This is a genomic window from Acinetobacter sp. CIP 102637 (genome assembly GCF_000368425.1).
Taxonomy (GTDB): Bacteria; Pseudomonadota; Gammaproteobacteria; order Pseudomonadales; family Moraxellaceae; genus Acinetobacter; species Acinetobacter parvus.
The window spans coordinates 339,245-340,120 of the sequence record NZ_KB849435.1; the positions used below are offsets into that span (position 1 = coordinate 339,245).

Annotated in this window: 1 pseudogene; it reads left to right on the forward strand. The window is 44.1% G+C overall.

Annotation, left to right across the window (positions count from 1 at the left end):
- Nucleotides 1–876 (forward strand): annotated as a pseudogene (locus tag F967_RS04760) (hypothetical protein); the annotation flags it as partial.

Here is an 876-nt window from a genome sequence, read left to right on the forward strand (position 1 = left end):
GCTTTAGGTAACGACTCTGAAACTGACCGAGACAACAGTATTTCGGTTGGTAAAGCAGGTGCAGAAAAACAAATTACCAATGTTAAGGCAGGTACGGCAGATACCGATGCGGTCAATAAAAAACAACTGGATACAGCGATTTTAAGTGTTTCAGGCGGAACTGTCGCCACCGACAACTACGCTCATATTTCAACCGACACGGCTTTAGGTTCAGCGAAAGGTTATGCACATGCAACTACGAAAGAAGCAGGAACAAATAAAATTACCAAAGTGGGTGGCATTACGGTAACCACCACAGGAACAGGTACCAGTCTTGATGATATTGATTCATTTACAGCCAATAGTATCAAAATAACCGACCCAGCCGAAGTTGCAGCGTTTATCAATGCAGCGAAAAAAGGCGGAAATATTGCGATTGGCGATTATAGCAGTGCGATGGGTACAGCAAATATTGCATTGGGTAGTGGCAGCAGTGCGATGGGTTTTGAGAATAGCGCATCAGGTTTTAGTAGCAGTGCAGTCGGTTTTAGAAATGAAGCATCGGGTCAAAATAGCAATGCGGTTGGTGTAAACAATATAGCCTCAGGTAATTCTAGTAGTGCATTGGGCACTTATAATATTGCATTGGGTGGTGCTAGTAATGCAATGGGTTATAACAATACTGCAACGGGTGCTATGAGCAGTGCAGTGGGTTATTTGAATAATGCATCGGGTAGTTATAGCAGTGCGGTGGGTTCAAGGAATGTAGCAAGTGCCATTGCGAGTAGTGCATTAGGACACAGAAATCAGGCAACAGGGTTTGGAAGTATAGCAGTCGGGAATGGCTTTGGTGCGCCGAGTGAGGCTTCTATAAATGGTAACACGATTACTTATGGT